The sequence below is a fragment of the Azospirillum sp. B4 genome, from assembly GCF_000333275.1.
Taxonomy (GTDB): Bacteria; Pseudomonadota; Alphaproteobacteria; order Azospirillales; family Azospirillaceae; genus Nitrospirillum.
Map to the genome: position 1 here is coordinate 35,033 of NZ_BACU01000289.1, position 23,920 is coordinate 58,952.

General features: G+C 68.3%; 19 protein-coding genes. 12 read left to right on the forward strand and 7 right to left on the reverse strand.

Annotated elements, in window-relative coordinates; genetic code table 11:
- Position 1: 1 nt before the first annotated feature.
- Genes I55_RS12850 through I55_RS12865 form a run of 4 tightly spaced genes read left to right on the forward strand, consistent with a single transcriptional unit; the run spans position 2 to position 3,499 of the window.
- On the forward strand, positions 2–895 hold the full coding sequence (locus tag I55_RS12850) for an SDR family oxidoreductase (RefSeq protein WP_044560967.1): 894 nt from the start codon (positions 2–4) through the stop codon (positions 893–895).
- Positions 892–2,016 (forward strand): phosphotransferase family protein, encoded by a 1,125-nt coding sequence (locus I55_RS12855; RefSeq protein WP_044560968.1) that lies wholly within the window; start codon positions 892–894, stop codon positions 2,014–2,016. The genes I55_RS12850 and I55_RS12855 overlap by 4 nt, the downstream gene beginning before the upstream one ends.
- Before the next feature lie 4 nt (positions 2,017–2,020).
- The gene (locus I55_RS12860) at positions 2,021–2,740 is read left to right on the forward strand and encodes a histidine phosphatase family protein (RefSeq protein WP_044560969.1); all 720 of its coding nucleotides are present in this window, start codon (positions 2,021–2,023) and stop codon (positions 2,738–2,740) included.
- Positions 2,741–2,749: 9 nt separating this feature from the next.
- Entirely contained in the window at positions 2,750–3,499 is a 750-nt protein-coding gene (locus tag I55_RS12865; RefSeq protein WP_044560970.1) for an SDR family oxidoreductase, read from the forward strand.
- Between the two features lie 170 nt (positions 3,500–3,669).
- Here the strand turns inward: I55_RS12865 and I55_RS12870 are convergent, their stop codons facing one another.
- Positions 3,670–4,476, reverse strand: a complete 807-nt coding sequence (locus I55_RS12870; RefSeq protein ID WP_159107185.1) for a DUF4349 domain-containing protein — start codon at positions 4,474–4,476, stop codon at positions 3,670–3,672.
- Between the two features lie 267 nt (positions 4,477–4,743).
- On the opposite strand from I55_RS12870, the gene I55_RS12875 reads away from it, so the two are divergent.
- The 3 genes from I55_RS12875 to I55_RS12885 all read left to right on the forward strand — a co-directional run bounded on the left by I55_RS12875 (position 4,744) and on the right by I55_RS12885 (position 8,373).
- Positions 4,744–6,213, forward strand: a complete 1,470-nt coding sequence (locus I55_RS12875) for a metallophosphoesterase (RefSeq protein ID WP_044560972.1) — start codon at positions 4,744–4,746, stop codon at positions 6,211–6,213.
- A gap of 15 nt (positions 6,214–6,228) precedes the next feature.
- Positions 6,229–6,939, forward strand: coding sequence for an HAD family acid phosphatase (locus I55_RS12880; protein WP_044560973.1), 711 nt, complete (start codon positions 6,229–6,231; stop codon positions 6,937–6,939).
- A gap of 132 nt (positions 6,940–7,071) precedes the next feature.
- Positions 7,072–8,373 (forward strand): DUF3667 domain-containing protein, encoded by a 1,302-nt coding sequence (locus I55_RS12885; protein ID WP_044560974.1) that lies wholly within the window; start codon positions 7,072–7,074, stop codon positions 8,371–8,373.
- Positions 8,374–8,416: 43 nt separating this feature from the next.
- Here the strand turns inward: I55_RS12885 and I55_RS12890 are convergent, their stop codons facing one another.
- The gene (locus I55_RS12890; protein ID WP_148293696.1) at positions 8,417–9,319 is read right to left on the reverse strand and encodes a hypothetical protein; all 903 of its coding nucleotides are present in this window, start codon (positions 9,317–9,319) and stop codon (positions 8,417–8,419) included.
- 539 nt (positions 9,320–9,858) lie between these two features.
- Between I55_RS12890 and I55_RS39025 the strand changes: the two genes are divergently transcribed.
- The 3 genes from I55_RS39025 (at position 9,859) to I55_RS12905 (ending at position 14,809) form a co-directional block, all read left to right on the forward strand.
- Positions 9,859–11,559: a methyl-accepting chemotaxis protein gene (locus I55_RS39025; RefSeq protein ID WP_044560976.1), complete on the forward strand. Its 1,701-nt coding sequence runs from the start codon at positions 9,859–9,861 to the stop codon at positions 11,557–11,559.
- Between the two features lie 125 nt (positions 11,560–11,684).
- Positions 11,685–12,119: a hypothetical protein gene (locus I55_RS12900; RefSeq protein WP_044560977.1), complete on the forward strand. Its 435-nt coding sequence runs from the start codon at positions 11,685–11,687 to the stop codon at positions 12,117–12,119.
- Between the two features lie 146 nt (positions 12,120–12,265).
- Complete coding sequence (locus I55_RS12905; protein ID WP_049974074.1) at positions 12,266–14,809, forward strand: DUF3141 domain-containing protein; 2,544 nt, start codon at positions 12,266–12,268, stop codon at positions 14,807–14,809.
- Positions 14,810–14,942: 133 nt separating this feature from the next.
- Here the strand turns inward: I55_RS12905 and I55_RS12910 are convergent, their stop codons facing one another.
- The 3 genes from I55_RS12910 to I55_RS37755 all read right to left on the reverse strand — a co-directional run bounded on the left by I55_RS12910 (position 14,943) and on the right by I55_RS37755 (position 18,508).
- On the reverse strand, positions 14,943–16,010 hold the full coding sequence (locus tag I55_RS12910) for a LacI family DNA-binding transcriptional regulator (protein ID WP_044560978.1): 1,068 nt from the start codon (positions 16,008–16,010) through the stop codon (positions 14,943–14,945).
- A 201-nt stretch (positions 16,011–16,211) separates the two neighbouring features.
- A complete protein-coding gene (locus I55_RS37750; RefSeq protein WP_307718706.1) occupies positions 16,212–17,297 on the reverse strand; it encodes a TonB-dependent receptor domain-containing protein in 1,086 nt (361 codons plus the stop codon).
- The gene (locus tag I55_RS37755) at positions 17,189–18,508 is read right to left on the reverse strand and encodes a TonB-dependent receptor (RefSeq protein WP_199902575.1); all 1,320 of its coding nucleotides are present in this window, start codon (positions 18,506–18,508) and stop codon (positions 17,189–17,191) included. Before I55_RS37755 ends, I55_RS37750 begins: the two co-directional genes overlap by 109 nt.
- Positions 18,509–18,842: 334 nt before the next feature.
- Between I55_RS37755 and I55_RS12920 the strand changes: the two genes are divergently transcribed.
- Positions 18,843–20,537: a tryptophan halogenase family protein gene (locus I55_RS12920; RefSeq protein WP_044560979.1), complete on the forward strand. Its 1,695-nt coding sequence runs from the start codon at positions 18,843–18,845 to the stop codon at positions 20,535–20,537.
- Between the two features lie 73 nt (positions 20,538–20,610).
- On the opposite strand, the gene I55_RS12925 is transcribed toward I55_RS12920, so the two are convergent.
- Positions 20,611–21,660: a LacI family DNA-binding transcriptional regulator gene (locus I55_RS12925; protein WP_044560980.1), complete on the reverse strand. Its 1,050-nt coding sequence runs from the start codon at positions 21,658–21,660 to the stop codon at positions 20,611–20,613.
- 265 nt (positions 21,661–21,925) lie between these two features.
- Here I55_RS12925 and I55_RS12930 point away from each other — a divergent pair, with 265 nt between their 5' ends.
- Positions 21,926–23,425, forward strand: coding sequence for an MFS transporter (locus I55_RS12930; protein WP_044560981.1), 1,500 nt, complete (start codon positions 21,926–21,928; stop codon positions 23,423–23,425).
- Here the strand turns inward: I55_RS12930 and I55_RS12935 are convergent.
- Complete coding sequence (locus I55_RS12935) at positions 23,369–23,887, reverse strand: PaaI family thioesterase (protein WP_044560982.1); 519 nt, start codon at positions 23,885–23,887, stop codon at positions 23,369–23,371. The genes I55_RS12930 and I55_RS12935 overlap by 57 nt on opposite strands.
- Positions 23,888–23,920 lie beyond the last annotated feature (33 nt).

Consider the following 23,920-nt stretch of genomic DNA (forward strand, 5'->3'; position numbering starts at 1 on the left):
CATGGTGGCGATCACACCAAAGACGGGTCCCCAGGGCGGCCGCGTCTTCATCACCGGCGGGGCCAGCGGCCTGGGCCTGGCGCTGGGCAGGCGCTACGCCCGGGCCGGCTGGCGCGTGGCCGTTGGCGACGTGAACGCCGAGGCGATGGCGTCGGCGGTGGCGGAACTGTCGGCCCTCGCGCCCGACGCGTTCGCCATTCCTTGTGACGTGCGCGACGATGCCGCGCTGGACGCCGCGGCCCAGGCCCTGACCCAGCGCTGGGGCGGGGTTGACATCGTCGTCAACAACGCCGGCGTGGCCCAGGCCGGCAACATCGACGACACCCCGCTGGACGACTGGCGCTGGATCATCGACATCAACCTGATGGGCGTGGTGCGCGGCTGCCGCGCCTTCACACCGATGTTCAAGGCGCAGGGCCACGGCTATTTCATCAACACCGCCTCCATGGCCGGCTTGCTCGACATGCCGACCATGAGCGCTTACAACGCCACCAAGGCGGCCGTCGTCTCGCTGTCGGAAACCCTGCAGCATGAGCTGGCGCCCAGCGGCATCGGCGTCAGCGTCATCTGCCCGTCCTTCTTCAAGACCAACCTGGCCAGCAGCCTGCGCACCACCGACCCGCGCCTGCGCGCCCGGGTGGACAAGCTGCTGAACCGCCCCGGCATCACCGCCGAGGACGTGGCCGAATACGTCTACCAGGGCGTGGCGGCGGGCCGCATGCACCTGCTGCCGCACAAGGAAGGCCGTCGCTTCTGGCTGCTGAAGCGCCTGCTGCCGCGCCGCTGGTACGTGGCCATGATCGACCGGCGGGCGCGCAGCATGGCCACCCCCTCACGGTCGGCGGCGGCCAGGACCCAGGCCGGTGCGGGGGCGCCCACGACGGGGAAGCCATGACGGCGCCTGCCGTGGCGGCGGCGGATACCCCTCGTCCCCTGACCGACCGGGCGGGCCCGGTGCGGCCGGGGGAGGATCTGGACGTGGCGGTGGTCGACCGCTGGCTTAAGGAGCTCCGGCCGGGACTGCAGGGCCTGCCGGTGGTGACACAGTATTCCGGTGGCGCATCCAACTGGACCTACCGGCTGGCCTATGGCCAGGACGGGGCGGGGGGCGACTTCATCCTGCGTCGCCCGCCGGCTGGCACCAAAGCCAAATCCGCCCATGACATGGCGCGCGAGTTCCGTGTCCAACAGGCGCTGAAGCCCGTCTTCCCCTGGGTCCCCACCATGGTGGGGCTGTGCCAGGACGAACGGGTCATCGGCGCCGACTTCTATGTCATGGAACGCGTCGCCGGGATCATTCCCCGGGCCAACCTGCCTCGCGGGCTGGATTTGGGGCCGGACGCCGTGCGCCGCCTGTGCCTGGCCATGGTGGACAAGCTGGTGGCCCTGCACCGGGTGGATCCGGAGGCCGCCGGCCTGTCGGCCCTGGGCAAGGGCGACGGCTATTGCCGCCGCCAGGTGGAGGGCTGGTCCGGCCGCTACCAGAAGGCGCGCACGTGGAACGTACCGTCCTTCAACAAGGTGCGGACCTGGCTGGCCGCCAACACCCCGGCCGACGCGGCGGCCTGCGTCATCCACAACGACTGGCGCTTCGACAACCTGGTGCTGGACGCGGCCGACCCCACCCACGTCATCGGCGTGCTGGACTGGGAGATGGCCACCATCGGCGACCCGCTGATGGATCTGGGTGGGGCCCTGGCCTATTGGGTGCAGGCGGATGACGACTTCGTCATGCGCTCCATCCGCCGCCAGCCCACCCATCTGCCGGGCATGCTGACCCGGGATGAGGTGGTGGCGCGCTATCTGGCGGCCATGGGGGACCGGCTGGACGCGAAGGCGGTGGACTGGACCTTTTACGAGGTGTTCGGCCTGTTCCGCCTGGCCGTCATCGCCCAGCAGATCTATTACCGCTACCACCACCGGCAGACACGCAACCCGGCGTTCAAGCGCTTCTGGCTGTTGGTCACCTATCTGGAATGGCGCTGCCGCCGCGTCCTGCGCCGGGCCGGGCGCTGATCCCATGGTGGCGCTGTACCTTATCCGCCACGGCCAGGCCTCCTTCGGGGCGGACGACTATGACCGGCTGTCGGCTACCGGCATCGACCAGGCGCGGGTGGTCGGCCGTCAGCTGGGGGCCCGCCTGGGCGGCGGCGACCTTACCGCCGTCAGCGGCAGTCTGAACCGCCACCGCGACACCGCCGGCGCCTGCCTTGGGGCCATGGGCCGGGACAGCGTGGCCTTGGGCGTGGACCCCGACCTCAACGAATATGATCCCACCGACGTCATCGCCTGTTATCGCCCCGACCTGGCGGATGCCGCCGCGCTGCGGGCCGAACTGGCGGCCACGCCCGATCCCCGCCGTACCTATCAGATCCTGTTCGCGGAGGCCGTGGCCCGGTGGATGGGCGGCGACCATGACGCCGACTATGCCGAATGCTGGCCGGTGTTCCGCAACCGGGTGCTGGCCGGCCTGGCCCGGGCGGCCCAGCGGGCGAGCGGCGGAAGCGGCACTGTCCTGATCTTCACCTCCGGCGGGCCCATCATGGTGGCGGTGCAGGCGGTGCTGAGCCTGGATGACGCCGCCGCCCGCCAACTGCACTGGGGTTTGGTGAACGGCGGCGTGACCAAGCTGCTGGTCCCGTCCCGGGCCGTGGGCCAGGTGGGGCCGGGGTGGTCGCTGTCCAGCCTGAACGAACAGGCGGGCCTGGACGGGCCGGACGGCCTGCTGACCTATCGCTAGGGGATCAAGATGCCGGCCAAAACCATCCTCATCACCGGCGCCAGCTCCGGCCTGGGCCTGGGCATGGCCCGGGAATTCGCGGCGCGCGGCCGCGACCTGGCGCTGTGCGCCCGCCGCACCGACCGGCTGGAGGCCCTGCGGGACGAGTTGCTGCGGGCCAACCCCGGCATCCGGGTCGCCATCCGGCCGCTGGACGTCACCGACCATGCCGCAGTGTTCGAAACCTTCCGTGCTTTCGATACCGAAATGGGTGGTCTGGACCGTATCATCGTTAACGCCGGCATCGGCTCCGGCCGGCGCATCGGCACGGGCCATTTCGCCGACAACCTGGCCACCGCCCAGACCAACTTCGTGGCGGCCCTGGCGCAGTGCGAGGCGGCGGTGGAATTATTCCGGTCCCGGAACAAGGGCCACCTGGTGGTCATCTCCTCCATGAGCGCGCTGCGCGGCCTGCCCAAGCACCTGACCGCCTACGCCGCCACCAAGGCCGGGCTGGCCGCCCTGGCGGAGGGCATCCGGGCGGAGCTGCTGCGCACCCCCATCCGGGTCAGCACCCTGTTCCCCGGCTACATCCGCACTGAACTGAACGCGGGCGCCAAACGCCTGCCCTTCGCCATCCCCGGCGACGTGGGCAGCCGCCTGCTGGTCCAGGCCATCGAGCGCGAACCGGCCACCGCCTATGTCCCCGCCTGGCCCTGGGCCTTCCTGGCGCCGGTGATGAAGCTGCTGCCCCTGTCGCTGGTGGCCAAACTGGCTTAAGCGGGCTTGCGCCGCAACCAGAGGGTGGCCGGGGTCTAGAAGAGGCAGGCGATCAGGCGGCGAGAAGGACCAGGGGCAGCCAGGGCAGGGCGATCGCGGCGAGATCCACCAGGACGGCTACGTCGACGTTCCACCGCCAGTATCCCATTTTCTTCACCGCGACCCTCCTATCATCGGGTTCGCCTGCGGCGCCAAATTTTTCGAGCGGCCCAGATCAGCAGGGTCATCACAGGTGCCCAGGGCAGGAGGAACGCGATCACTGAGACCAGGGAGGCGGCGCCGTCCACCATGCTGCGGCCGAAGCCATGGAAAGCCTGCCACAGCATTTTCAGGTCCAGGTCGGTCTCTGCGGCGCGGCCATCATAGCGGATGTTGACCAGTATCGTGTCTGTTTGGGTGCGCAGATAATCGCGGACCGCGGTCAGGCTCTCGATTTCCCCCTGCACATCGGACAATTCCCGTTCGGCCGTGACCAAGTCCGTAACCTTGACCGTGCCCGCGTTATGCAGCAGGGCCAACAGGCGGTCACGCAGTGCGACTTTGCTTTCCAGGCGTTTGTCCACGTCGAGCACCGCGACGGTCTTGTCCTCCGTCGTGGTTGAATGGGCGGTGATGACGGCAGGCGGCGACGCCAACTCGGCCACCAACTTCGCCAAGCCCTGCGGTTGGATGCGCAGCTTGGTATGGGCCTCCATCCAGCCGCTGTACTCATGGTCCACAGCGCTTTCCATCACCGTGCAGTGCAGCTCGGCACAGATTTTGAGGTGGCGGCTTTGCAGGCTTTCGACCGCGTCTGACGGTACGCGCAGGGTGTAGGAATGCGTGACTGCCAGGTATCGCGACTGCGCCGATTCCGCCTCCGCCTTTCCGCCGGAAGGCGTGTCGTCTTCGATTATCTTGGTTTCAATCGCCCCGCGAGGCTCACCCTCCACGACTTTATTGCTCTCTTTGCACCCGACCAACGACATCAGCGCCATGGCCAATAATACCGGGGTCCATCCAATAAGCCGCATCGCCCCCCAAGCCCCCGTTACTCTCTCGATTAGTTTGAGGGTAATCAGCCCAGCTGCCGTTTACAATGCGGTAATGCCATGGATTTTCCGGTCATAATCATTCGGCATGTGAGCAAAATCCTGTCCATTTGGTCATGTTTTTCGTTGGTGTGGCTGGCGGCCATTGACAGGGGCGGGGCGGGCCGCCATCAACGGGACGCGGCACTGTGAGGACGGATCCGGGGGCGGCTGGTGGTGAAGGTTAGGACCTGGCTGATCATGGCCTTGGCGGCGCTGGTGGGTTTGTCGCTGCCGGGTGCCGGCGCCCAAGCGGCCCAGCCCAGTACGACCGCCCCGTCGGCCGAGGCGCCCTTCCTGGTCATCAGCGACCTGCACTTCAACCCGCTGGACGACGCCAGCCTGGCGGCCCGGCTGGATGCGGCGCCGGCCAAGGACTGGCCGGCCATCCTGGACGGCACCGCCGGCCACCGCCTGTCATCCTTCGGCCGGGACAGCAACTGGTTCGTGCTGCACGCCGCCTTCGCCGGCATGCGCCAGGCCCAGCCGCATCCGGCCTATGTGCTGCACACTGGCGACATGCTGGCCCACGACTTCCGCGAGACGTATGAGGCGGCGCTGCCGGCGCGCAAGGGGGATGAGGCCGCCTACCGCGCCTTCGCCCTGAAGACCGTCACCACGCTGATGGAAACCCTGCGCCACACCTTCCCCGGCGTGCCGGTGCTGACGGCGCTGGGCAACAACGACAGCTATTGCGGCGACTATGCCGTGGAGCCGAACGGCCTGTTCCTGGACGACACCCTGCCCCTGGTCACCGCCAGCTTCGGCCGGGCCCGGGCCGACCGGGCGGGTGTGGGCCGGGACTGGCGCCAGGCCGGCAACTACGTCATCCCGCACCCGACGCTGAAGGGCGTGCGCATCCTGTCCTTCGACACGGTGATGCTGACCCGCAAGTACAAGAACAGCTGCGGCCAGCCGGGCGACACGCCGCAGGACACCACGCTGTCCTGGCTGCACCAGGCGCTGGCCCGGGCCCGGGCCGACGGCGCCAGCGTCTGGCTGATCACCCACGTGGTGCCCGGCATCGACGGCTTCGCCACCGCCAACGCCTGGGCCAAGGCGGCCAGGGACGCCTCGGCCGCCGGTCAGGCGGCGCCCGCCTGCACCGCGCCCGTCGAACTGATGGCCCCCGGCATGGAGCCGCGGCTGGAACGGGAGTTGGCGGAGTTCCACGACATCATCAAGGTCATGTTCGCCGGCCACATCCATATGGACGACCTGCGGCTGATCGGGGCCCCCGGCGCCGGCGTGCCAGTGCTGGTGACGCCAGCCGTCAGTCCGGTCTACCAGCAAAGCCCATCGTTCAAGCTGGGCCGGGCCGCGCCCGATGGGTCGGTGGCCAGCCTGACGACCTATTACATGACCAACCTCAGCGACGAGCCCAGCGTGGAGACCGCGCGCTGGGCGCCGGAATACGACACCGCCCAGGCCTGGGGCGCCAACCGGCTGACTCCCGATACGCTGAGGGGCATCATCGCCCGCATCCGCGACAGCGCGCCGGCCCGGGCCCAGTACCGCCGCATCTACAGCGTGGCCCGGCCCCAGGCCTCCGCCATGACGCCGGACAACCAGCCGCTGTATCTCTGCGCCCTGGATAACGGCCTGGTCGACGCCTACACCCGCTGCGCCTGCCCCGGCCCGTAAAGGAACCCCAGCGCCATGATCCGCCGCACCCTGCCCGCCGCCCTTCTGGCCCTGTCGTTGCTGGCCGGCTGTGCCCACCAGGCGATGGCACCCGCCGCCCCTGTGGACCTGCCCAACCTGGGCGTGGTGAAGGGCCAGCTGGTGGCCTACCACGATGGCGGCGCCTATGACCGCGATCTCGCCCGCGTGGCCGGGGAGGCGGCGGCCTGGCTCAAGGCGCGTGTCACCACCCTGCCGGCCGGGGCCCGCCCGGCCCTGGTGCTGGACATCGACGAGACCTCACTGACCAACTGGCCGCAGCTGAAGGTCAACGACTTCGGCTATATCAAGGCCGGCGGCTGCGACATCCAGGCGGGACCGTGCAGTTCACCCGCCTGGGAGATGATGGGCCAGGCGGCCGCCATCGTCCCGACCTTGGCGCTTTTCCGCCAGGCGCGCGCCGCCGGTGTGGCCGTCTTCTTCATCACCGGCCGGCCGGAGGGGGAGCGCGAGGCCACCGCCCGCAACCTGGCGGCGGTGGGGTATGAGGGCTGGGCCGGGCTGGTGCTGAAGGGGACGGCCGCCCACGGCCAATCGGCCGCGACATACAAGACGGCGGAGCGGGCGAAAATCGAGGCCCAGGGCTACACCATCATCGCCAATATGGGCGACCAGGACAGCGACCTGGCCGGCGGCCATGCGGAGCGCACCTTCAAACTGGCCAACCCCTTCTATTTCATTCCCTAATCGCGCCCCTTGATCGTGCGTGGTCCAGCGGCAATCTTGCAAATGCCGTGGCCTGCCCGCATCCTCTGCCCAGCCCCGCGCCCAAGCGGGGCCAGGCGGGGCCGGGCGGGGATAGCCTTTTGGGGGGCGGGGATGAGTGGGGAAATCGACGCGGCCGGTGGCTTGGCGGAAGCCGGCCTGGTCGCCAGGGCCATAGAAACCGAACGGCACCACACGGCCGTCAGCCATGAGGATGGGCACCATCGCTGCGCCAATTGCGGCGCGCACCTGACGGGCGCCTACTGCCATGCCTGCGGCCAGGCGGGCCACGTCCATCGTTCCATGCTGCACATCGTGGAGGAGTTCTTCCACGGCATCCTGCATTTCGACAGCAAGGTGTGGCGGACCTTCCCCATGCTGGCCTTCCGGCCGGGCAGCCTGACGCGCCGCTATGTCCACGGGCACCGGGTGCGTTACGTGTCGCCGCTGGCGCTGTTCCTGTTTTGCGTCTTCCTCATGTTCTTCGCCTTGTCCTTCATCGACAACCCGAGCAAGTCGCTCACCGGCGATCCGTTGAAGAACCTGAACCAGGCCTCGGTATCCGAGGGCCGGGTGGAACTGGAGTCCGCCGTCAACGACGCCAAGGCGGAACTGGCGGACGCGGAACGAGACTTGTCGGAGGCGCAGCAGGAGGGCGGCGACGTGGCCAAGGCGACCGCCCGCCGCGATAAGCGCGTCCAGCAGCTGAAGGTGGCGGAGTCCGTCCTGCAGGCCTTCGACACGGCGGCCACCGCCGCGCTGAAGGCGACGGAGAAGGCCTCCCACGACGCCGTGCATCCCGGCCCCACGCCAGAGACGGCCAAGCCGGATGGTGGCGCGCCGGCGGCGGAGGCCGCCGCCCCGAAGGACGGGAAGAAAACGGAGACGCTGACCCTGCTGGCCGGCGACGGATCCGAAGGGGACGAGCCGGAGTGGGCACGGGCGGCCAAGCGCCTGGCGGGGTCGGAGAATTCCATCAACATCGGCAACGCGAAACTGGAGGAGCATATCCGCCACGCGCTGCGCAATCCGGAGCTGACGCTCTACAAGATGAAGGCGTCGGCCTCCAAGCTGTCCTTCCTGCTGGTGCCGCTGTCGGTGCCCTTCATCTGGCTGATGTTCATGTTCAAGCGGGGCGTCTACCTCTACGACCACGTGGTCTTCGCCCTGCACTCCCTATCCTTCATGGCCGTGCTGACGGCGGTGGCGGCCCTGGGCTCCCGCGCCGGTCTGGGCGCGGACATCCTGGGGCTGCTGTTCCTGGTGCCGCCCGTCCATATGTACGCGCACCTCAAGGGCGCTTATCGCCTGGGAACGTTCGGCACGCTGTGGCGCACCGCCGTGCTGCTGTGGGTGGCCACGCTGGCGCTGACGCTCTACCTGGTCTTCATTATTTCGGTCGGCCTGGTGGAATGACACCAACGGCATGAGTCTGCATCTCGTGCCGCTGGCATAAGCGCTACTCCAGGCTTTCCGTCAGGCTGGCGGCAATGGCGCGGGTGGGGGTGGTGGCGTCCGGGTTGGCCAGGGTCAGCACCCGCCGGCCCTGCTTGGTGTAGGCCATCGCCGCGCGGATTTGCGGATCGTTGCGGAACAGCGCCATGAATGACCCGTCGGCATAGGCGCGGTACAGGCCATCCAGCAGCATGTCGGCCAGCCTGTCATTATGCTTGGCCACAAAGAAATAAAGGTAGAAGTCGCGGTAGAACAAGGCGACGTCGCGAGCCACCGTCACCGGCACGCCCGCCTCCTGCGCCCGCGCCACCTCCTGATCGATGTCCAGGCTGCTGCGGGGCACGGCGTCGGCGGCACCGGTCGCCACCGCCGCGTAGAGGTTGGCGCCGGTCTCGCGCACCGTCAGACCAGCGGCCCGCAGCAGATGGGCCTCGGGCCAGCCCTCGCCCTGGGCGAAGGCCACCCCCGCCAGGGCAGGCGACGCGCCATCCTCCGCCAACTTGGCTTGCGCCGCCTCATCAACCGCCAGCAGGCGATAGCCCATCAACCCCCGGTCCAGCGGCACGCGCACGGGTTGGAAATGCGCCTCCAACGCCGGGGTGGTGGCCAGCCAGTAGACGTCCACCGTGCCGTTGTCCGGCTGCTGGAGCAGGCGAAGCACCTGGGCTGTGGGCAGGGTGTGATCGTCGACCTTCAGCACGTAGGGCTGGCCACTCTTGGCCAAGGCCAGCTTCAGCACCTCCAGCACGTAAGCGGACGCCGTCCCCTGGTTCAGGGCGTGCACCACCAGGGGGGCGGGGGCCGGCGGGCCGCCGCCGCCCGGCAGGGCCATGCCACCCAGATCAATGGGATCGTCGCCGGTACCGGCCAGCGCCGGGTTCAGCATCAGGGTGACCATCAGGCTCAAGGCCAGCCGCAGCGCGGACCGGCCCCCGGCGCGCCGCGCCGTAGGGTGACTCTGAACATGGCGCAAACACATCCTGCGACCCCCCTCATAAAGGGGGCCGTTGTCGCTTGGTGGTGGCTGGCCCCGTGGTCGGACGGATCCGCCGGGAACCTTGTTGTGGCCGACGTTATCGGCGGCCTTTCTCCAGGGCCACGCCCAATCCCAGGGATCAGGGTTGCCCATGGCGAGTAAAGGTACGCCTACAGGATTAGGCAGTCGTTAACGCTTGCGCGCTAGGCCACCCGGCCGACATGGTGCGGAGCCGCCGCCCTATACTATTGGATGGTGCGACAATTGCGCACGCTTCGGCGTCCCATGAGTATAGCATAACCCCGACATCGCAAAAATTCGTTTTTCAATTCAATGAATTGATGACCGTTTCTCAGTCGGGATGGTCGGGCGAATATTAATTCATATTTAACCGGGAGGGAAGATTAAGGGGCGTCGCCTGCTAACGGCATCGTCATTCACAACAACGCCACCTCCAGAAAGGAAAAGCCATGGCCACTTGGCGCAATCTTTCCATCCGCCTCAAGGTCCTGATCACCTTCCTGGTTGTCTTCCTGGCGACCCTGGGCTTAGGCCTGTTCGGGCTGAGCCGGACGGCGGCTGTGAACGGCACGGCCGCCGACATGCGCGACAACTGGCTGCCCTCCACCGTGGCGCTGGGGCGGCTGGGCGTGGCGGTGACCAATGCCCGGGTGATCGAGGCGCGGGTGGTCATCGCGGCCACCGCCAACGATCCCGCCCTGCTGAAGCAGGCGGAGGCCGGGTTCGCCGAAGCCGTGGCCGGCGCGGAAAAGGCCCGCGCCGACTATCAGACCTTGCTCACCAAGGGCACCGATGACGAGCGGCTGATGAAGGAATTCGACGCCGGCTGGATGCGGTACAAGGCGACGGCCGCCCAAGTGAATGACATGGCGCACAGGGGGGAGGTGACCAAGGCGCTGGCCCTCTACCTGGGCGATGACTTCAAGGATTTTGAGGCCGCGCAGAAGACTGTCATGGCGGATTCCGATTTCAACGGGGTGGAGGGCCGCAAGGCCGCCAACCAGGGCGCCGCGTTGTACGACAGCGCCGTGTGGATGACCTGGGCCGCCATCGTCGCCACCGCCCTGTTGTGCGCTGGCGCCACCGCGGTGATTGTCACTGGCGTCGTCCGTCCCATCGTCCGCACCACTGGGGTGGTGGAGACCATGGCGGGCGGCAACCTGGCCGTCACTGTCGCCGACACCGACCGGGGGGACGAGGTGGGCACGCTGGCCCGGGCGCTGGAGGTCTTCCGCGACGGCATGGTGAAGGCGCGTGACCTGGCCCAGGCCCAGGAACTGGAACGCCAGGCCAAGGAGAGCCGGGCCCGGGCCCTGGAAACCCTGGTCCAGGGCTTCGAGGCGAAGGTGGCCCAGCTGGTGGAGGCCCTGGCCGGCGCCGCCACGGAAATGCAGGCCACGGCGGAAAGCATGGCCGGCACGGCGGACCAGACCAATCAGCAATCCAGTGCCGTGGCCGCCGCCGCCCAGCAAGCGTCAGCCAACGTCCAGACCGTGGCCTCCGCCACGGATGAGATGGTGGCGACCGTGCAGGAGATCGGCAGCCAGGTGGAAAAGTCGCGCACCATCGCCACCAAGGCCATCCAGGAGGCGTCGGAGACCAGCGCCACCGCCCGCCAGCTGGCCAACAGCGCCCAGCGCATCGGCGAGATTGTGCAGCTGATCAGCGACATCGCCGGCCAGACCAACCTGCTGGCCCTGAACGCCACCATCGAGGCCGCCCGCGCGGGCGAGGCCGGCAAGGGCTTCGCCGTGGTGGCGAGTGAGGTGAAGAGCCTGGCCAACCAAACGTCCAAGGCCACGGGTGACATCGAAAGCCAGATCGGCGAGATCCAGGGCCTGACCAACCAGGCCGTGGCCGCCATCGAAAGCGTCAGCCGCACCATCAATGAGATGTCGGACATCGCCATGGCCATCGCGTCCGCCATCGAGGAACAGTCGGCCACCACCTCGGAAATCGCCCGCAGCGTGAACGAGGCGGCCAAGGGCACCGAGGATGTGTCGCGCAACATCACTGGCGTGCATGAGGCGGCCGTGGCCACCGGCTCGGCCGCCGAACAGATCCAGGGGGCGGCGCGCGAGCTGTCGCACCAGGCGGAGGATTTGAACGGCGAGGTGTCGCGCTTCATCGCCGGCGTGAAGGCCGCCTGATCCGGGCGATCTCATTTTCAAGCGACGGCCCGGATATCCCTGTAGTCCGGGCCGTCGCCGTATGCCGGCTTTAATGAATGGCCCGCCTGTCTGATATGGATTTTTAATGCCCGGCCGGCGGCTCAATGGCGTCCTTGGATGACCATGCCGGAACCGCCGCCATGCTGGGCTTCACCACCCTGATCGATCTTTTCACCCATCACGCCGAACCGCCGCCGCCCGCGCCCGGCGCCGCCGACTGGTCCTTCGCCACCCCCGCCCATTTGCCGGCAGGCGGCTCCGTTTCCGTCGATCTGGGCGCCGGCCGGGTATGGGTCAGGGACCCCCGCCGCGCGGGCGACTTCCCCGTGGCGGAAGTGGCGGTGCAGCCCATCCGCCCCGCCGACCTGGCCCGGCCGGAGGCGCTGGCGCAACTGGTGGTGTGGGCCGGCGCGCCCGTGCCGTGGCGGTACCGCATCCCCTGCGCATCCTGGCGCCAGGCGCGCACGGTGGCGGCGGAGTTGGCCCTGGCGCTGGACCGCGCCGCGTCCAACGGCGCCAGCCGCTGCCTCAGCTTCTGATCAACCCTACCGCTTTGGACGGGCCGCCGGCTCCCTCGGCGGCCTAGTCCTTTTGTGCGACGCAAAACCTTCTTCGCGCATGCGAGATCGGTTGGCTATACTGCGGTCCGCGGGGTTGTCGGATGGCGACTGAAAAGGGAAAGCTCATGGCCTTTACCGAAGCGACCGGCCCGGGTGCACCGTTTGCGCTGCCCTCGGGTTTCCTGGACCCGAGCAACCATTGGCCCTTCCGCCTGTGGCAGGATGGCCTGGCCTATACGGTGGACGCCTGGCAGCGCACGGCCCTGGTGATGGACGTGCTGCGCCAGCGCGGCGCGCAGTATCATGAGCACATGGCCCAGACGGCGCCGACGGTGCTGAGCTTCGAGAGCGAGACGGTGCTGGACGGCGCCACCTTGCCCCGGCCCGTCAACTACTCCCTGCAACGCATCATCCCGCCGGCAGGCGTGGAACTGGACTTGAAGAAGCGTCCCTTCGTCATCGTCGACCCCCGTGCGGGCCACGGCCCAGGCATCGGCGGCTTCAAGTCGGACAGCGAGATCGGCGTGGCCTTGGGCGCCGGCCATCCCTGCTATTTCATCGGCTTCCTGCCGCGCCCCATCCCGGGCCAGACGGTGGAGGACGTGATCGCGGCCGAGGCCGCCTGCCTGGAAAAGGTCATCGAGCTGCATCCGGAGGCGGAGGGCAAGCCGGTGGTCATCGGCAACTGTCAGGCGGGCTGGCAGCTGATGATGACGGCGGCCATACGGCCGGATCTGTTCGGCCCCATCATCATCGCTGGCACGCCGCTGTCCTTCTGGGCGGGCGTGCGGGGCCAGGATCCCATGCGCTACAGCGGCGGCCTCTTGGGCGGCAGCTGGCTGACGGCGTTCGCCAGCGACATGGGCGCCGGGCTGTTCGACGGCGCCTGGCTGGTGCAGAATTTCGAAGGCCTGAACCCCGCCAACACCCTGGTGGGCAAGCAATACGCCCTGTGGGACAAGGTCGATACCGAGGCGCCCCGCTACCTGGGGTTCGAGAAGTGGTGGAACGGCCACGTCCTGCTGAACGGCGAGGAAATCCAGTACATCGTCGACAAGCTGTTCGTGGGCAACCGCCTGGCCACCGCCGACATCGTCACCAAGGACGGTGTGCGCGTGGATCTGCGGGCCATCCGCTCGCCCATCATCGTGTTCTGTTCCAAGGGCGACAACATCTCGCCCCCACCCCAGGCCCTGGGCTGGATCTGCGATCTGTATGAAAGCGTGGATGACATCCGTTGCCACGGCCAGACCATCGTCTATGCCGTGCATGAAAGCATCGGCCACCTGGGCATTTTCGTGTCGGCCGCCGTGGCGCGGAAGGAACACCGCGAGTTCGCGTCCAACATCGACTTCATCGACGTGCTGCCCCCCGGCCTTTATGAGGCGCAGATCCTGCCGGCCGAGGCCGCCCCCTCCGGCAAGTCGGGGCAGGAGGGGGACCCCAACGTCCTGCGATTCGCCGCCCGCAGCATCGGTGACGTGGCGGCCCACGTGCAACCCCTGCCGGAGGACGAGCGGCGCTTCGCTACCGTGTCACGCCTGTCGCGGGTGACGCTGGGCCTCTACCGTGACTTCGTCCAGCCATGGGTGCGCCAGCTGGTGGGCGAGACGGCGGCGGAAGCCTTGCGCAACCTGCATCCCCTGCGCCTCAGCTACGAGCTGTTTTCCGACACCAATCCCTGGCTGAATGGTGTGCCGGAGCTGGCCGCCGCCGCCCGGCGCGACCGTCGCCCGGTCGGGTCGGAAAACATCTGGCGCCATCTGGAACAACGGCTGGCCCACCATATGGAAACGGCGCTGGACGTCTACCGCGACCGCCGCGACGCCGCTGGCGAGGCGCTGTTCATGGGCATCTATGGCCACCCCCTGACCCAGGCGCTGTTCGGCCTCAAGGCCGACGACGCCCCGCCCCGCAGCCATCCGGGCGAAACCCCCGAACACCGCCGCTTCCTGGCGGAACAGGGTGCGGAACTGCGCCGGCGCCTGCACGAGGGTGGCCTGCGCGAGGCCGGGATGCGCGCCCTGCTGCATGTGGCACTGGCGGAGCGCATGGCCGACGCCCGCGGCTTCAACGCCCTGCGGGGCCTGCGCGACACCCATGGCCGTGGCCTGGAACTGGCGGAATTCAAGCAACTGGTGCGCGACCAGTTCCTGATGCTGTTGCTGGACCCGGCGGCGGCATTGGAAACCCTGCCCGAACTGCTGGCCGACGCCACGGCCGAGGAGATCAGCCGCATATCGGACGACCTGGCGACGGTGGCGGGCGCCGCCGGACCGCTGGACACCCGGGGCCAGGAACGGCTGGACAGCTTGCTGTCCTTGTTCCGGGACCTGGCGGCCAAAGCGCCCAAGAGCCGGGGCCAGGGCTCACCCGCCGCAACGGCGCCGGCGCCCGACACGGGACTGTCCAACCCGGTACTGGACGAGCCGCCGGCCGTGACGGCCCCCGCTGCACCCAAGCCCGCGCCCAAGCCAGCCGCCGCCAAGGTCCGTCGCACCAAGGCCGCCCCCCTGCCGGCGGCCGAAACCTCGATCGTGACGGGTGAACCGACCCCGCCCCCAGTGGAGGTGGCGGCCGAGCCCAAGCCCGGCCCCGCGGCCACCGCTCCGGTCACCGTGCCCAAGCGCCCCCCGTCCCCCCGCCGCGCCAAGGCGCCGCGCCGGTAAGGCGGAGCCCCGATCGTCGGTGATTTGACGCACTACGGGCAAAAAGCCTTTGGTCGGTGGTAGGTCATGGTGGTGGATGGCGAGCAGACCCTGGAATGGAGGCCGATATCCAGCTCCGGCGCCACAGGGGCGATCAGCGCCGGATCCTTCCCACAGCGACGACTCCCGGCGGCGGCGCGGTCGATTCCCGCACCACCACCTCGAACTCCAGCAGCCGGCGGGGCATGGGATGGGACCAGGGCTGGCGCCGCACCGCCCGGTCGATCAGCAGGTCGGCCGCCGCCGCCGCCATGCGGCTGATAGGCTGGCGGATGGTGGTCAGCTGCGGCCAGATGATGCGCGCCACCGGCGTGTCGTCGAAGCCCGCCACCGACAGGTCGGCCGGAACGGAAAGGCCCAGGCGCTGCGCGACGGCGACGGAGGCCGCGGCCATGTCGTCATTGCTGGCGAAGATGGCGGTAGGCCGGTCGGGCAAGGTCAGCAACTGTTCGGCACAGGCCATGCCGGCGCGGTAGGAGAAGTGGCCGGGGCGCACCAGGTCGGGGTCCAAGGGGATGCGATGGTCCGACAACTCGTCCCTGAAGCCGCGATAGCGCTGCTCGGTGGCGCCGTGGTCGGGATGACCCAGCAGGAAGCCGATGCGGCGATGACCCAGGCTGATCAGGTAGGCCGTCATCTGCCGGGAGGCCGCGTAGTCGTCCATGTAGACGAAGGGTGCCGTCTCGCGGTCCGTGTCGGGCGCGATGCGCACCAGCGGGATGCGTGAGACGCGCAAAGCCTCCAGCACGCCGGCATGATCGACCAGCGGCGGGGTCAGGATGACGCCTTCCAGACGAAGCTGGGAGATGAGGGTCAAGACCTGGTCGCCCACCCGTGGGTCGGTGCTGTCCCACGGTTCCACCAGCAGGTGGAAGCCGCCCTCGCGGCAGCGCGCAACGGCGCCGGCCTGCACATCGCTCATATAATGGGCGCTGGGGTTGTCGTAAAATAGGCCGATAAGGAAGGAGCGGTCGCCGGCCAGGCCCCGGGCGTTCAGGTTGGGGCGATAATCCAGGCGGGCGATGGCGTCCAGAACCCGGGTCTGCGTCTCATTGGAAACGCCGGCCTCGCGGTTGATGACCCGCGACACGGTCTTGATGGACACCTTGGCCAGTCCCGCGACCTCCCGAATGGTGATCGACCGCTTCTCTGGCAGGGCCATGGGGTCTTCCATGTCAGGGGATGTGACGCGCCTGCCGTCGAGGCGCCGGGCGGGGATAAAGGGATGGGCGGTGCGGGGGCACCGCCCATCAAGGTGCAGGATTCGGGGAGAATGTATCCTGCTAGAAGGGCAAACCAGGGCGCGGGAGGGAGGGGAAGCCCCCCCGCGCCCCGGGGAGTCGAACGAACGGAACGAACCGGATCAGAAGCTGGCCCGGGCCCGCACACCCCAGGTCTGGGGCGGCTGGTACACGGCCGTCCAAACCGGGGTCGCCGGACCGCCGAAGGCACCGGCGTTGGTCTTGATGTTGGCGTTCTCCAGGTTCTGGACGAAGCCTTCCAGGGACCAGTTGCCGCTGGGCGCGTCATAGCGGACGGCCAGGTCGGTCCGGGTATAGGCCTTCTGCTCGTCATAGTTGGCGACGTTGAAGAAGGACAGGTAGCTGCGGGTCTCGAAGTGGGTGGAGACGCGCGGCGTGAGGGTGGCGCCATTGCCCAGGTCGAACACGTGCTCGTACCCGATGGTGCCCGACAGGGCCGGGGCGTGGGGCAGTTCGTTGCCCTTCAGCTCCACCAGGTGGGAAACGTCGCCGCCGCTGTACAGGCGGGCGTCGATGCTCTGCAGTTCCTCCAACTCGGTGTGCTGAGCGGACAGCGACAGGTTGACCGTGTCCCGCGGGGTGATGCGGGCGGCCAATTCCGCCTCGATGCCGTAGGCCTTGGCGCCCTGGGCGTTCTGCGTGACGATCTGCGAGCCGATGACATGGCCGGCGGCGTCGCGGGTGGTGACCGCCTGGTTCACCTGATAGCCCGTGAAATCTTCGTAGTAGGCCGCCACGTTGAAAGTGGCCTTGCCGCCGAACAAGGTGGTCTTGGCGCCGATTTCGTAGTTGGTCAGCGTCTCGGGGCCGGCCAGCTTGCCGCCGTCCTCGATGTTGCCCGACTTGAAGCCCGTGCCGACGCTGGCATACGTCATCAGCACGTCCTTGATGATGTCGGCGTCGGCGCGAACCAGCCAGGTGGCCTTGCTCCACTGGCCGTAGACGTCGTTGGGGGACGCCGTGTAGCCGGGGATGGAGTACGGGTCGCGACCGAAGATGCCTTCGGTGCAGCCGTTGCAGGTGACGTTGCGACCGCCAACGTCCGATTTGTCGTCGCGGGTGTAGCGCAGGCCGCCGGTCAGGCGGATGTCGTCGTTGACATGCCAGGTTGCCTGGCCGAAGCCGGCGGCCGATTCGATCTCGCGGTCGGACTGGATGAAGCTGCCGGCCCAACTGAACGTGCCCAGGCGGTAGCCGTTGCCCTGATCGATGTCGAAGCGGATCTGTTGGTTTCGTGCGAGTAGTAGGCACCCACGATCCAGTCGATGGTGTGCGTGCCGGACGACTTCAGTTGCAGCTCATGGCTGAAGAAATCGTAGGCGGACCAGACGGTGCTGTTCTGCTCGAACGCGCCCGAGGGCGTGCTGGCGCTGGTGGGCGGCAGGGTGCCGCTGTCGGCGTCCACCTGGTTGCCGCCGCCCAGCCACGAGGCGCCGGCGATGTAGCTGAGCTGCAGGTAATCGTTGATGTCATAGTCCATCTTGCTGTGGACGGACTTGGCGGTGCGATCCTGGAAGGGCGCCGTGTCGGCCTGCACCGACCACAGGGTCGTGCCCGGACGCGGGTTCTGCATCAGCGGCTCGACCGGGGTGCCGGTGTCCTCGTACCACTCGAAATTCAGATCCCAGCTGAAGCTGTCCGTCGGGCGCCAGGCGCCGCTGACGCGGAACGACTTCTGGTCGCCAGCATAGTACTTGGGACCGCTGGTCACGTAGGCGGCCGGGTTCACGCCCGCCACGTTCGGGGCCGGCTGGTAATCGACATAGCCGTCGTGCTTTTCGGTCACGAAGGCGACACGGAAGGCCAGCTTGTCGGAAACGGGCAGGTTGAACATGCCACGGGTGCCGAAGCGGCCGTAGGAACCGGCCACGACCTCGGCATTGCCGTATTCCTTGTCGAAGGTCGGCTTGGCGGAGATCAGGTTGACGGCGCCGACGGTGGCGTTGCGGCCGAACAGGGTGCCCTGCGGACCGCGCAGCACTTCCACGCGCTCCATGTCGTACATCAGGACCGACGCGCCCTGGGCGCGCGGCGAATAGATGCCGTCCACGTACATGGCGACCTCGGGGTCGGCCACTTCGGTGTAGGCGCTGTCGTTGCCGATGCCGCGCAGGGTCAGGGTGATGGCATTCTGATCGCCCTGCTGGCCGAACGCCAGGCTGGGCACGAACTTGGCCAGATCGGTGATGTCCTTGACCTGCTGCTTGTTCAGGCTTTCCTGGCTGAACGCCGACACGGCGATCGGGGTTTCCTGCAGCTTGGTCTCGCGCTTGGTCGCGGTAACGACGATTTCACCGATGACGTCGGAACTGGCCGGGGCCGCGGTCTGCGCGTAAGCGCCGCCGGATAGGGCGATGACAGCCGCCGCTTGCAGATAGAGTCCGAGTCTCGCCTTCATCTCGCTTCCTCCCATTTATTCTTGCCTGGTCAGGCGGATTTCGACGGCCATCCCTTCTGAACAAGGACCGGTGCCGTCGTGGCCGCATGTTTAGCGCCGGCCCGTATGCTGTCAACAAAATTATGACAACGTTGTCGCACAGCGCTGTCATGTGGCGGAAACCGTGGTATTCTGGCCTCATGCGCAGGACAGCGCTTGCCGCAACGCAAACAACAGGCGGCAACCACAGGCTGAAACAGGTCATCGGCTTCAACAGTCTGGCCTAATGCCTTGAGAAACATAAGAACGGCCGCCCGCCCGACCAGGGGTTGAGGCACCGGTTTGGGAGGAAGCGATGACCGCAGCGGAAGGCGCCCGGCGCCGTATCTTGATCGTGGGCGGGGGAACCGCCGGTTGGCTGACCGCCGCCTATCTGGCCCGAACCCTGGGCGCGAAGGAACCGGGCGGGGTGGACATCACCCTGATCGAATCAAAGGACATCGGCATCATCGGGGTCGGCGAAGGCACCTTCCCCACCATCCGGTCCACGCTGGCCGCCATCGGCATCGACGAGGCGCGCTTCCTGCGGGAGAGCACCGCCACCTTCAAGCAGGGTGTCCATTTCGTGGATTGGGCGGAGACGCCGGCGCCGGACGCCATGCCGACGCAGGCCCTGGGCGCGGTGGCCGGCCACAGCCACTACTTCCACCCCTTCAACTTCCCCCATCAGGGCAACGGGCCTGAGCTGCTGCCCTATTGGCTGCTGGGTGGCGCTGGCGACGTGCCCTTCGCCGAGGCCGTCACCCTGCAAAAGGCGGTGGCCGACGCCTGCCGGGCGCCCAAGCGCCCGGTGGATCCGCCCTATCACGCGCCGCTGAACTACGCTTACCATTTCGACGCCAACCGCTTCGCCGCGCTGCTGCGCACGGTGGGGATGGAGCTGGGGGTGCGCCACCTGGTGGGCACGGTGAACCGGGTCGTGCTGGACGCCGCCGGCAGCGTGGCGCAGGTGGACACGCTGGAGCACGGCGGCCTGACCGCCGACCTGTACGTCGACTGCAGCGGCTTCCGGGCGGAAATCATCGGCCGGGCGCTGAACGTGCCCTTCAAGTCCTACCAGGACGTGCTGTTCAACGACCGGGCGCTGGCCCTGCAGGTGCCTTATGACCGGCCGGACGCGCCCATCCCTTCCTACACCGTGGCCACGGCGCACGAGGCCGGCTGGACCTGGGACATCGGCCTGAATGACCGGCGGGGCACCGGCTACGTCTATTCCAGCCGCCACACCGACGACGCGCGGGCGGAGGAGGTGTTGCGCCGCTACCTGGGCCCGGCGGCGGCCCAGGGGCGGGATGGCGGGCGGGATGGCGGGCGGGAGCCCCGCCTGCTGAAGTTCGACTCTGGCTGCCGCGCCGCCCAGTGGGTGGGCAACTGTGTGGCGGTGGGCCTGGCCGGCGGCTTCTTCGAGCCGCTGGAATCGACCGGCATCATGCTGATCGAGGTGGCGGCCCACATGATCGCCCAGTTCTTTCCCTGGGGGGGTATCGGCGGCGGGGCGGCGGGTGAGGACAGCGCGCGGACAGCGGCGGCCATGGCCGCCACCGCCCGCACCTACAACGCCCTGATGGGTAAGCGGTATGAGCGCATCGTCGATTTCCTCAAGCTGCACTACTGCGTGACCCGCCGCACCGACAGCGCCTATTGGCGGGACAACGCCGACCCCGCCACCATCCCGGAATCCTTGCGCGACCGTCTGGCGCAGTGGGCCAAGCGCCCGCCCTGCCGCTTCGACTTCGTGGCTGACCATGAAACCTTCCTGCCGGCCAGCTACCAGTATGTCCTGTACGGCATGGGCTTCAAAACCGACCTGGAGCCATCGCGCGCGCTCTACCGCCGCATGGATGAGGCGCGGCACGAGTTCCGCGGCCTGCGCACCGTGGGTCCCCAAGCGGTGGCCAGCCTGCCCACCCACCGCGCCCTGGTGGATGAGGTCTACCGCAACGGCTTCCGTCCGCCCCAGCCGGCCCAGGTCGCGGGCGGACGGCGATAGGCTGCACCGATTAGACAGGAAACGCCGCCGGCCTCAACCCGAACGGGACCGGCGGCGTTTTCGTCGATGGTTGTCAGCCCTTGCCCGGCGGGCGGGCGGTGGACTGGCGCAGCAGGACGGTGTGGGCCAGCACCTGGTGCGGTACGGGCTTGGGCCAATCGACCTTGCCCCGCTGTGACAGCAGGCCGATCAGGATGTCGGCCGCCGTTTCCGCCATTTCCCGCACCGGCTGACGCACGGTGGTCAGGGGTGGCCACATCATCTCCGCCAGCGGCGTGTCGTCGAAGCCAACCACCGATAGGTTGGCCGGCAGGCTGAAGCCACGGTTGTGCGCCTCCGCCACCACGGCGGCGGCCATTTCATCGTTGCTGGCGAAGATGGCGGTGGGGCGGTGGGGCTGGTCCAGCAGGCGGCGGGCGCAGGCCACCGCCGAGGCGTAGGTGAATTCGCCCTGTTCCACCAGCACCGGATCCACCGCCACGCCGGCGTCGACCAGGGCGTCGCAATATCCCGTGTAGCGCAGGATGGTGGCGGTGTGGTTGGCCTTGCCCTTGATGAAGCCGATGCGCCGGTGCCCCAGGGCCAGCAGATGCTGGGTCAAGGTGTAGGCCGCCTGGCGTTCGTCGATACGGACGGAGGGGGAGGTTTCCGATTCCTGCTGCGGCGTGACGCGGACATAGGGCACGCCCGCGTCCTCCAGGATGCGCAGTACGATGGGGTTGTCGGTGACCGGCGCCGTCAGCACCACGCCATCCAGGCGCATCTGGTTGACGATGGCGCTGGCGCGTTTTTCCACTTGGTCGCTGCGATAATCGATTTCCTCGATCATCAGATGGTAGCCGTGGGCGCGGCATCGGTTCAGCAGGCCCACCTGGATTTCCAGGGTATAGGGGCCGCCAGCGTCGCCATAGAGATGGCCGATGAGGTTGGAGCGTTCGCTGGCCAGGCTGCGGGCCATCATGTTGGGCTGGTAACCCAGTTCCGCCACCGCCTTCTCGATACGCTCCTGCATGTCGGGGCTGACATAGCGTTCCTTGTTGATGACCCGCGACACCGTCTTGATGGACGCCCCCGCCAGGCGCGCCACGTCGATGATTGTCGGCTTGCGGTCAGGCCCCGCCATATATCCTCACTCCCCATCCCTGGTGGCCGCCGCAGCGTCCGATGGCGGCATGGGCTACAATTGCCCAAGGTGCCCGGCTGCGGCAATCCTGCATCGATGGCGCAAAAAAGCGCGCCCGTCCATCGTTAGAAACCACCTGCCCGAAAGGCACGCTGGCGCGACCGCCACAGGATGTTGTTTTCTGGGCATGGCCCGGAGGAGGATGGCACCGTTGTCATCGCCGCCGCCGTCGTCCGGGCCCACGACAAGAATCCTCGGGGGGAAGATGGCTTACGGACAGGCGCCGGTGCCCTTGAAGACCAAGCTGGGCTACGCGGTTGGCGACCTGGGCCTGAATTTGCATTGGCAGGCCATGACCCTGTTCCTGGCTTATTTTCAGACCGATGTGCAGGGTGTGCCGCCGGTGTGGGTGGGCGTGGGTTTCCTGGTGGCGGCCATCGCCGATGGCCTGGCCAATCCCCTGATGGGGGTCTGGGCCGACCGCACCAGCACCCGCCTGGGCCGCTACCGCCCCTTCATCCTGTGGGGCGGGGTGCCGCTGGGCCTGGTCATGGCGGCCTGCTTCACCGCCCCCGGCCTGGGCCAGGGTGGCCTGATCGCCTACGCCATCCTGAGCCACACGGCCTGGCGCGGCGTCTACACCATCGTTTCCATCCCCTACGCCTCCTTGTCGGCGCGCATCACCCAGGACGCGGAGGAGCGGTCCAGCCTGACGGGATACCGCATGACCTGCGCCTTCATCGGCGGCATCACCGTGTCCTTCCTGCTGCCGGCGCTGGCCGCCCGCATCGACCACTTGGCGACCGGCGGACATGGCGGCGCCTATGGGGGCGGCCTGGGTTACACCATCAGCGGCCTGGTGGTGGGCGGCCTGTCCGTCGCCCTGTTCTGGCTGTGCGCCGCCGTGGTGAAGGAGGAGCCGTGGCCCGCCCTGACGCCGGCGTCCAGCGCCAGGCTTGACAGCGATGTCGGCGGCTTTCTGCGCACCCTGGGCCGGTCCGGCCCGCTGATGCGCCTGCTGCTGTCCATCGGCCTGATCCAGATCGCCGGCGCGCTGCAGTTCCGCAACCTGGTCTATTTCTTCAAGTACGACGTGGGCGACATGGACCTGGCCGCCTATGCCATGCCGGCCTTTTCCGCCGCCAGCGCCATCAGCGTGCCCTTCTGGGTGTGGCTGGCGCGGCGGACCAGCAAGAAGACGGCGTGGCAGTTGGGCACGGCTCTGGCTGCCGCCTCTTCCCTGGCCTTCCTGGCGGTGCCCAGCGGACAGACCACCCTGGCGGTGGCGGCCATAGCCGCCCTGTTCATCGGCTGCACCGTCCACGCGGTGGGCTTCTGGGCCATGCTGCCCGATCTGGTCGACTACAACGAATGGCGCTTCGGCCGCCGGGACGAGGCCAAGATCTTCGGTGTGGCCTCACTGGCGCAGAAGGTGGCGCTGGGCCTGGCCGGCGCCTTGCTGGGCTGGCTGCTCTCCGCCATCGGCTTCGTGCCCAACGCCACCCAGTCGGCGGAGACGCTGGGCGGCTTGCGCCTGCTGATGTCGCTGCTGCCCTGCGGCCTGTTCGTCGCCACTCTGGTACTCATGGCCGGGTACAGGTTGGACGGCTCCCTGCACCGCCACATCGTGGAGGAGCTGGCCAGCCGGGCGGCGGGCACGCTGGCAACGGCGCCCGCCAGTGCCCCCGGCCAGGGCTCCAGTGCCGCCTCAGCCCTTGGCCGGCCGGGGGTCGAACACCAGGCACGTGGTGGTGCCATGGGCTAGCAGCCGGCCCTCGGCGTCGATCAGGCGGCCTTCGGAGGTGGCCGTGCGGCCGCCGGTGTGGATGACCCGGCCCTCGGCCCGCACCGGCCCCGTCGCCGCCGACACCGCGCGGATGTAGTTGATCTTCAGTTCCAGCGTGGTGTAGGCGCGCCCGCCGGTCAGCGTGGTCTGCACGGCGCAGGCCATGCAGCTATCCAGCAGGGTGGCGATCCAGCCGCCGTGCACGGATCCGATGGGGTTGTAATAGGCATGCGCCGGCGTGCCGGTGAAGACGGCGTAGCCCGGTTCGGCATGGCTGAGGGTGAAGCCCAGGGTCTGGCTGATGGGCGGCGGCGGCAGGTCGCCCGCCATCATCGCGCGCAGGAAGTCCAGCCCGTCCATGCGGGCCAGCGCCGCCATCCGCTCCGCCTCACCCGTCAAGGGGCCGGGCGGTGAGGCGGCTTCGGTTCCGGGGGCGGTCATTCTCACGTCCTCGTTCGCTACATTCGTGCACCG